Here is a 9,323-nt window from a genome sequence, read left to right on the forward strand (position 1 = left end):
CGCATTATCATCATTGTTGAGCCATAACCGGGTCTGCTTGCTGTACCGCCTCGCCACGCTCAGGACGGCGAGGAACAAACGACACAACCCAGGAAACCAGCGAAGTAATTGACCGGAAAATCACTTTCACGGACGATGGAGCAAATTCGGCAAGGTGGCGATAGCCACGGAAACCCAGTTTCAGAATATCCAGCAGGCTCTCCAGCGGTTTATCTTCCGGGAAGCTGTCCTGCCAGAGCGCCCAGGTATCGGCACGGGCGAAGGTACACTGCACAAAATCGATATGCTGCTTTTTCGTCAGCGGCATCAACTGCAGACCCACTTCGTTGCCCAGTACGCGCACCACCTGGGTTGGGAAAACATACTCTTGCTGGCCACGCTTAAGCAGAAGATTAGCCTTCTGCCCTTCCAGCACCTGCGCCTGGCCGTGGATCTTGATGCCCAGGCCGCCGTCAGAGAAGTCGTGTACGGTACAGGAGAAGAGGTGACCGTCTTCCCGGGCGATAGCAGCCGGCATGGCGATTTCGACGCGATGGGCGCGACGCACCTGCTTACTTTCCACCGAAACCGCCACCGCGCCGCCGAGAATGATCAGGTTGTAGAAGACCCACGCCATACTCACAAACACGGTCAGCACTTCGTTCTCAGGCCCGGTGTAATAGCGCCAGACACCGGCGATGATACCGACAATATTAAGCAGCACCAGGAAGATGTAAGGCCGGGAGATCACCCAGTCCACATACTCCTCTTCCACCAGCCCGCCTTTCGCCGTGACGTTGAATTTCCCTTTATGCGGGTTGATCAGTGCCACCATGGTTGGCGGGGCGATATACCAGGCGAGTACGGTTTCGTAGATTTCACTCCAGAACGAGTGGCGATACTTGCCCTGAATGCGCGAGTTGGTCAGGCTGGCGTGAATCATGTGCGGCAGTACAAACAGCGCGATCATGATCGCCGGGGCGTAAATGATGTAGGCATGCAGCAGCAGGAAGGCCAGCGGCGCCGTCAGGAAGATAAGGCGCGGGATCCCGGATAAGAAGTGGAACATGGCGTTTAAATAGCAAAGACGCTGCCCCCACTTAAGCCCTTTGCCAAACAACGGGTTATCAAGACGGAAGATCTGTACCATGCCGCGCGCCCAGCGAATACGCTGACCGATATGCGCAGAGAGCGACTCTGTCGCCAGCCCGGCAGCCTGCGGAATACGCATATAGGCGGAGGTGTAACCCCGACGGTGCAAGCGCAGGGAGGTGTGCGCATCTTCGGTCACCGTTTCTACCGCAATGCCGCCAATTTCATCCAGCGGTTTACGGCGAATTACCGCACATGAGCCGCAGAAGAAGGTGGCATCCCACATGTCGTTACCGTCTTGGACCAGCCCGTAAAACAGCGTGCCCTCATTTGGCGTCTTGCGGAACCGGCCAAGGTTGCGCTCGAACGGATCGGGTGAGAAGAAGTGGTGCGGCGTCTGCATCATCGCCAGTTTGGTATCCTTCAGGAACCAGCCCATGGTCATCTGCAGGAATGAGCGTGTGGGGACATGGTCGCAGTCGAAAATCGAAACAAATTCGCCTTTGGCATACTTAAGCGCGTTATTGATGTTGCCCGCTTTCGCGTGTTCGTGGGTAGTACGGGCGATATAATTCACCCCTACGCTGTCGGCAAACTGTTTGAACTCTTCGCGCCCGCCATCATCCAGGATCCAGATCTGGAGCTTGTCTTTCGGCCAGTCGATACCCAGCGATGCGTAAATGGTGTTTTTCACCACGCTCAAATCTTCGTTATAGGTCGGCACAAAGATATCGACGCTCGGCCAGACGCGGGTATCTTTTGGCAGCGGTACCGGCTGACGGTTTAGTGGCCAGATTACCTGGAAATAGCCCAGCACCAGTACTACCCAGGCATAGGTTTCAGCAAACAGCAGGATCAGGCCGCACACCAGACTGACCGGGTCGTTCCAGTTGAGAGTGGAGGTGTAACGCCACCAGATGTAACGGCAGGAGACGGTCAGCGACAGCACAATCAGCATTAACGCAGAGAAGCGCCCAGGAATGCGGCGCACCAGCAACGCTACGCCCCATAGCAGTATCAGGAAGATAAACTGCGCCATCGGGTTAAAGGGCTGGGTAATGCAAACCAGGGCCAAAATCAGCGAGAAGAAGACCACCACACCGAGAATAAAGCGACGCAGCCGCGGGTGCAGATGTCCCAGCTCCTTTTGGGAATCAAGATGGCTGGTGTTGTTATGCAGGCGAGTGGGTAGATGGTCCAGCCACTGGTGATAACGCCCGCGCAGGGTTTTAAAGCGCGACATGCTGCCCCAGCGCGACGACGCTTTCTCTTTGCGTCCCGAGGTCGCCAGCAACCAGATGGCCTGAAGGGCATAACGCGCCGGGTCCAGCGGACGCGGACGGTCAGGGTCGATATGCGGATACAGTTCATTATGCCGGCCACGAATACGCTGCCAGCGCGGGTGTTCAAGGGGAATAAAGAGCCAGGCCAAAATCATCCACAAACAGCCCAGAGCAGCACTGAAGGGAGAGGCGCCGTGCAGACGGTAATTACGGTAACGCTCGCTCAGACGCGCTCGTACCGGCGGAATAAGCAGCAAGGCGCCCAGGCGATTCATGGGGTGCTCCCGGTGGCGATTTTGTCACCGTTAAAGTTCAGCAGACACCAGTTCGCCAGGATCATCATCTCTTCGGCGGCCAGCGAGTCGCTACGGTATTCCCCGAGCGGCTGCTTCGACGCCATGCACTCAACCATCGCTTCATCGCGATGCAGCACCATCGGCAGCAGACGACGCTGGCTCTGCAGCCACACCTGGTAGAGATCGTCCTGCAGCTGGCTGCCGATGCGCAGGTCGTTGATCAGAATACGTGCGCCGACTGGCAAAGATTGCTGGTGCAGGCGGATATGGCAGTTAGTGTCTGGCTTGACGATAGCCAGCGTGTGATCGCAAAGCTCCACCAGCGCGCGCGTCAGCGGCGAGTGGCCATGAGGCAAGTCGATCAAAATCCATTGATAATGGCTACGCGCTTTTAAAGTCTGTAATGCAGTGGTGAACTGCCCCAGCGTCTCATACAGGCTATATTCATTTTCCCGTTCGCTGTCGGTCAGTTGACCGAAAGGCAGCACGTCCAGCTGCGACGTGTAGCGTTGCCCGGCATCACGCCAGTCCGTACCATCCAGCAGTGCTCTACCCCAACCGCCGGTATGGCTGAAATCGACATTAAACGACATGCGCAACAAATTATCGGCGCAGGCGTCTACCACCAGCACCGATTCACCTAATAACTGTAATGACCAGCCAAGCGCCGCCGTAATTGATGTGGTACCCACACCACCGCGCACGCCTTGCAATCCAACTATGGCCATTCACGGCTCCCTTATTTTTGTTGAGCAAATTCGGCCAGTAACGGCCAGCGTCGAATCGCTGCAGCCAATTGTTCACGTTGCGAAATATCGGTGTAGTCAATTTCTGGCAATGAAAAAGCCTGGCTGAGTGCCAGAAAGTCATTTTGAAAGGTGTATCCGAGGCCGGAGTCCAGCGTCGTATTTACGGGTTCATTGTTAGACATTCACGTCTCATCCCATTGAGGAAATTCTAATGCTCAGATGTAGCCAGGCGTCCTGCCAGAGAAATTTCATTTACATGCTAAATCTGATGTTCTTTAATTTCAATGTTAGGTTTATTTCTTCGCTTTCGCTAGTAAACTGAATACAGACAAATTAGTGGCAAAGAGGGACATCGTGAACCCCATTTTTTCTATTGGCATCCAGTCATTATGGGATGAATTGCGGCATATGCCAGCAGGCGGTGTCTGGTGGATCAACACCGATCGCGACGAAGACGCAATACATCTCCTTAATCAAACAGTTTCTGCTCAGGATGCGCGCGCCAAAGTCGCGGTTATTACGATGGGCGACGATCCTAAATCGATTGTCAGGCTGGAGGAAAATGGCGGCCCGGATACGGTTCGTCTATTTTCCATGCCGGAAACAGAGAAGGGTCTCTACTTTTTGCCGAGTGACATCCAGTGCAACCTCGATCCCGATCACTATTTAATTGTCCTTAAATGTACAAATAACGCCTGGTTAAATATTCCGGTTGATAAATTGCGCGGCTGGCTGGAAAAAATGAATAAATGGGCGCATTTTTACAATTGTACCCTTTTGGTTCTGAGTCCGGGTACGAATAATGACAAGCAATTCTCATTATTAATGGGGGAATACCGTTCGCTGTTCGGCCTTGCCAGTCTGCGCTATCAAACCGACATTCATCTTTACGATGTTGCGTTCTGGTGCAATGAAAAAGGGGTCAGTGCTCGTCAGCAATTAACGCTTTCCCGTCAGGATAATGCCTGGCACCTTACGCAGCAGGAAGAGGCGGTAGTGCAGCCTCGCAGCGATGAGAAACGGATCCTCAGTAACGTCTCGGTACTGGAAGGCGCACCGCCGCTGTCAGAACACTGGTCGTTATTTGAGAACAACGAAGCGTTATTCAACGAAGCCCGCTCCACCCAGGCGGCAACCATCATCTTTTCGCTGACTCAGAACAACCAAATTGATGCCATTGCGCGGCAGATCCACACGCTACGCCGCCAACGTGGTAGCGCTCTGAAAATCGTAGTGCGTGAAAATCTCACCAGCCTGCGCGCCACCGATGAGCGCCTTCTGCTGGGCTGCGGTGCGAATATGGTTATTCCGTGGAATGCCCCGCTCTCCCGTTGCCTGACGCTTATCGAAAGTATTCAGGGCCAGCAGTTCAGCCGCCACGTGCCGGAAGATATTTCAACACTGCTCTCCATGACCCAGCCTATGAAGCTACGCGGCTTCCAGAAATGGGATACCTTCTGCGACGCGGTAGGCAATATGATGAGCAACACGCTGCTGCCTGCTGATAATAAAGGGGTGATGGTGGCGCTGCGTCCGGTTCCAGGCATTCGCGTCGAGCAGGCGCTGACGTTGTGCCGTCCAAATCGTACCGGGGATATCATGACCATCGGTGATAACCGGCTGGTCCTGTTCTTATCATTCTGCCGGATAAACGATCTTGATACCGCCCTGAACCATATCTTCCCGCTGCCTACCGGCGATATCTTCTCTAACCGGGTGGTCTGGTTTGAAGATAACCAGATCGCCGCGGAGATTATGCAGATGCGCGCCGTTAAACCTGAACAGTGGAACAAACCGCTGCCGCTGGAGACCGATATCAAACCGATCCTTAACGCCACGCACGATGGTCATGCCTGGCGGCGCATTCCGCATCCGCTACGCTTACTGGATGATGCTGTGGAGAACCCATCATGATGAACGTCAGCGATATCATTCAGCTCGTGGTGCTCTGTGCGCTCATCTTCTTCCCGCTAGGGTATTACACGCGCCATTATTCACGACGGATCCGTGATGCAGCGCGAATTGTTTTTAGTAAGCCTCGCTATGTTAAACCCGCCGGTACGCTGAACAGAGCGTCGCAACAGGGCAAACCGAAAAAATGACAAATTCTTCTTATACGACTTCGGCGCCTTCGCCGCTCTGGCAGTACTGGCGCGGCCTTTCTGGCTGGAACTTTTACTTTTTGGTGAAGTTCGCTCTGCTATGGGCGGGATACCTGAATTTCCATCCCCTGCCGAACCTGGTCTTTATGGCCTTCCTGCTGATGCCGATCCCGAAGTATCGTCTGCATCGCCTGCGCCACTGGGTGGCGATCCCCATCGGCTTCGCCCTCTTCTGGCATGACACCTGGCTGCCGGGTCCACAGAGTATTATGAGCCAGGGTTCTCAGGTTGCAGGCTTTAGCGCTGACTATATGCTCGACCTGGTGACCCGTTTTATTAACCTGCAGATGATTGGCGCGCTGTTTGTGCTGTTTATCGCATGGCTGTTCTTGTCACAGTGGATCCGCGTTACGGTGTTTGTGGTCGCCATCATGATCTGGCTGAACGTGCTGACCATTGCCGGCCCGGCCCTTACCCTGTGGCCAGGCGGCCAACCCACTACCACCGTCACCACCGACGGCGCTTCGGTAGCCCCAACGGTAGCGGCAGCTGGTAACACCGCCGTGGTGGGCGATATACCGGCTCAGACGGCACCGCCGACGACGGCCAATCTCAATGCCTGGCTGTCTACGTTCTATAATGCCGAAGAAAAACGCCAGACCAAATTCCCGGACGCACTGCCAGCCGATGCCCAGCCGTTTGAACTGCTGGTTATCAATATCTGCTCCCTGTCGTGGGCAGATGTGGAAGCCGCAGGGCTAATGTCGCATCCGTTGTGGTCGCACTTTGATATCCAGTTCAAGGATTTCAACTCCGCCACCTCTTACAGCGGCCCGGCGGCCATTCGTCTACTGCGCGCCAGCTGCGGTCAGCCATCGCATAAAAATCTCTACCAGCCAGCCGGTAACCAGTGCTACCTGTTCGATAATCTGGAGAAACTGGGCTTCACGCAGCACCTGATGCTGGGCCACAACGGCGTGTTCGGTGGATTCCTGAAAGAAGTGCAGGAAAACGGCGGCATGCACGCGCCGCTGATGGATCAGAAAGGGCTGCCGGTGACCTTGCTGGGCTTCGACGGTTCGCCAGTGTATGACGACACCGCGGTGCTTGAACGCTGGATGCAGACCATTGAGAAAGACCAGAACCCGCGCACTGCGACTTTCTATAACACCCTGCCGCTGCATGATGGGAACCACTTCCCTGGCGTGAGCAAAGTGGCGGATTACAAGCTGCGTGCCCAGAAATTGTTTGATGAACTGGATGCCTTCTTCACCCAACTGGAGAAGTCAGGGCGCAAAGTGATGGTGGTAGTGGTACCGGAGCACGGCGGTGCGCTGAAGGGCGATAAGATGCAGGTTTCTGGCCTGCGCGATATCCCGAGCCCCTCAATTACTAACGTGCCGGCCGGGGTGAAATTCTTCGGTATGAAAGCCCCACATCAGGGTGGAGCGATTGAGATCACCCAGCCTACAAGCTACCTGGCCATCTCTGAACTGGTAGCCCGCGCGGTGGACGGCAAAATCTTCGTTGAAGATAACGTTAACTGGGATCAGTACATCAAGGATCTGCCGCAAACGGCAAAAGTGTCTGAAAACGCCAATGCGGTGGTCATTCAGTATCAGAACAAGCCGTATGTCCGTCTGAATGCCGGTGACTGGGTGCCTTACCCGCAGTAATCTACGGCTTCCCCTCTCTTACGAGAGAGGGGAAGCGCATTGCCTTACTACTCCGCGCTACGAAGCGAGATTTCGCCGCCCATCCAGGGTTTGATCACCCCATCCTGTTCAAGCAGCAGTGCCCCCTGTGCATCGATACCGCGGGAGGTGCCAAACACCTCTTTATCGCCAATAATCAATTTCACCGGTCGATTAATAAAGTTATCCAGCTTTTCCCAGCGCGCCAGGAACGGTGTCAAACCATCCTGTTCAAAGCTGAGCAGCGATGTCCGCAACTCTTTGATCATCTGCACCGCCAGGGTATTGCGATCAATATTTACCCCCGCCTCATGCAGGTTGATCCAGCCCTGATTTACCACATCGCTCTGTACCGTACGCATAATCATGTTAATGCCAGCGCCAATCACGATGTTGGCCGCATCGCCGGTTTTGGCGGTCATTTCCACCAAAATACCTGCCAGTTTGCGATCGTTCAGATAGAGATCGTTTGGCCATTTAACACGCACTTTATCTGCGCCTAACGACTGCAGAACCTCGGCCATCACAATACCGATGACCAGACTTAGTCCCATGGCGGCAGCCGGTCCTTGCTCCAGACGCCAGTACATAGAGAGATAGAGATTAGCGCCAAAGGGTGAGAACCATTTACGCCCGCGACGACCGCGGCCCGCCTGCTGGTATTCAGCCACACAGCTATCGCCAGAGTTCAGCTCGCCAATTCGGTCCAGCAGATATTGGTTAGTGGAGTCGATGACCGGCAGTACGGCAACCTTCCCCTCCTCTAACTGACCCTGGATGAGATTCTGATCCAGTAACTGGATGGGCTCCGGCAGGCTATAGCCTTTCCCCGGGACAGTGAAGACATCCACGCCCCAGTCGCGTAAGGTCTGAACATGCTTGTTAATCGCCGCCCGGCTCATACCCAGGCGCTCGCCAAGTTGCTCGCCAGAGTGAAAATCGCCATCGGCCAGAATAGAGATTAACGTCAAGGGAATTGTATTGTCTTTCACGCGATCGTCTCCACCGCATTTACTTCGCCGTGGGCGCCAATGAAGCGAACTTCAGGCTCCAGCCAGACGTTAAATTTTTCGCCAACGCGCAGACGAACCTGATGTGCCAGTTGCACAACATCGTCGCTGGTCGCTCTGTTTTCGTTGATCAATACCAGTGCCTGCTGGCGATGGACTGCGGCTCCGCCGTAAGTGGTACCCTTAAGCTGACATTGATCGATCAGCCAGCCCGCGGCCAGCTTCACGCTACCATCCGCCTGGGGATAGTGCGGTGCAGCGGGCCACTGTGCGAGCAGTGCGTTTGCCACCTCAGCGGTGACAACCGGATTTTTGAAGAAGCTACCGGCATTGCCCTGCTGTTTAGGATCGGGAAGTTTGCTCATCCGCATATGACAAACCGCATCAAAAATTTGCCGCGGGGTGACGGTCGCAGGATCGAGACGGGTTAAGTCGCCGTAAGAGAGTACCGGCTGCCAGTGTTTCGTCAGCTGAAGTCCCACCGCCACGATCACAAACTTGTCCTGATACTCATGTTTGAAAATACTGTCACGGTAACCAAAGCGACACTGCTCTGCGGTTAAACGCAGCGCTTTCCCGGTCGCCAGTTCAATGCAGTCCACGTATTCGCAGACATGCTTAAGCTCAATGCCATAAGCACCGATATTCTGAATAGGAGATGAACCCGCACAGCCAGGGATCAGGGCCAGATTTTCCAGACCAGCCATGCCGTTATCAAGGGAAAATTGCACCAGATTGTGCCAGTTTTCGCCAGCGCCCACGTGCAGACGCCAACGCTCTGGCGTCTCTTCAACGTCAATCCCGGAAATGCGATTAATAATTACCGTACCTGAATAATCTTCCAGGAACAGTACGTTACTGCCTTCGCCCAGAATGAGAACAGGTTGGTTTTGTTGCGTTGCGTGATTCCATGCCGCCAGCAGTTGTTGAGAGTCAGTGGCCTGCACGATCTGTAAGGCATTTCGGTCAATACCGAAGGTATTCCAGAGCTTAAGGGAGTGATTCATAGAGGCTATCCAGATGCAAAAACCGGGATAGTTTACCGTATATGCGATGGGTTAGGGGGATATCTTTGTGTGCAGGTTCGTAGATGCAAAAACGCAAAAAGCCCATCCTTC

8 protein-coding genes are annotated in these 9,323 nt (G+C 54.5%); 3 read left to right on the forward strand and 5 right to left on the reverse strand.

Going from position 1 to position 9,323, the window contains the following annotated elements:
* Nucleotides 1-10 precede the first annotated feature (10 nt).
* The 3 genes from bcsA to bcsR are packed head-to-tail and all read right to left on the reverse strand — an operon-like array spanning nucleotide 11 to nucleotide 3,581.
* On the reverse strand, nucleotides 11-2,629 hold the full coding sequence (bcsA, locus tag B2Q93_RS08270) for a UDP-forming cellulose synthase catalytic subunit (RefSeq protein WP_286932492.1): 2,619 nt from the start codon (nucleotides 2,627-2,629) through the stop codon (nucleotides 11-13).
* Nucleotides 2,626-3,378, reverse strand: a complete 753-nt coding sequence (gene bcsQ, locus B2Q93_RS08275) for a cellulose biosynthesis protein BcsQ (RefSeq protein ID WP_046886828.1) — start codon at nucleotides 3,376-3,378, stop codon at nucleotides 2,626-2,628. The genes bcsA and bcsQ overlap by 4 nt, the downstream gene beginning before the upstream one ends.
* A gap of 11 nt (nucleotides 3,379-3,389) precedes the next feature.
* Nucleotides 3,390-3,581: a cellulose biosynthesis protein BcsR gene (gene bcsR, locus B2Q93_RS08280; RefSeq protein WP_040078162.1), complete on the reverse strand. Its 192-nt coding sequence runs from the start codon at nucleotides 3,579-3,581 to the stop codon at nucleotides 3,390-3,392.
* A 172-nt stretch (nucleotides 3,582-3,753) separates the two neighbouring features.
* On the opposite strand from bcsR, the gene bcsE reads away from it, so the two are divergent.
* Genes bcsE through bcsG form a run of 3 tightly spaced genes read left to right on the forward strand, consistent with a single transcriptional unit; the run spans nucleotide 3,754 to nucleotide 7,177 of the window.
* On the forward strand, nucleotides 3,754-5,313 hold the full coding sequence (gene bcsE, locus B2Q93_RS08285) for a cellulose biosynthesis c-di-GMP-binding protein BcsE (RefSeq protein WP_286932493.1): 1,560 nt from the start codon (nucleotides 3,754-3,756) through the stop codon (nucleotides 5,311-5,313).
* Complete coding sequence (gene bcsF, locus B2Q93_RS08290) at nucleotides 5,310-5,501, forward strand: cellulose biosynthesis protein BcsF (RefSeq protein WP_040078159.1); 192 nt, start codon at nucleotides 5,310-5,312, stop codon at nucleotides 5,499-5,501. Before bcsE ends, bcsF begins: the two co-directional genes overlap by 4 nt.
* Complete coding sequence (gene bcsG / locus B2Q93_RS08295) at nucleotides 5,498-7,177, forward strand: cellulose biosynthesis protein BcsG (RefSeq protein WP_286932494.1); 1,680 nt, start codon at nucleotides 5,498-5,500, stop codon at nucleotides 7,175-7,177. The genes bcsF and bcsG overlap by 4 nt, the downstream gene beginning before the upstream one ends.
* A gap of 47 nt (nucleotides 7,178-7,224) precedes the next feature.
* Here the strand turns inward: bcsG and birA are convergent, their stop codons facing one another.
* Nucleotides 7,225-8,187: a bifunctional biotin--[acetyl-CoA-carboxylase] ligase/biotin operon repressor BirA gene (gene birA, locus B2Q93_RS08300; RefSeq protein WP_046886831.1), complete on the reverse strand. Its 963-nt coding sequence runs from the start codon at nucleotides 8,185-8,187 to the stop codon at nucleotides 7,225-7,227.
* Nucleotides 8,184-9,212 (reverse strand): UDP-N-acetylmuramate dehydrogenase, encoded by a 1,029-nt coding sequence (gene murB, locus B2Q93_RS08305; protein WP_286932496.1) that lies wholly within the window; start codon nucleotides 9,210-9,212, stop codon nucleotides 8,184-8,186. Before murB ends, birA begins: the two co-directional genes overlap by 4 nt.
* Nucleotides 9,213-9,323 lie beyond the last annotated feature (111 nt).

The organism is Leclercia sp. UBA5958 (genome assembly GCF_002430365.1).
GTDB lineage: Bacteria > Pseudomonadota > Gammaproteobacteria > Enterobacterales > Enterobacteriaceae > Enterobacter > Enterobacter pneumoniae.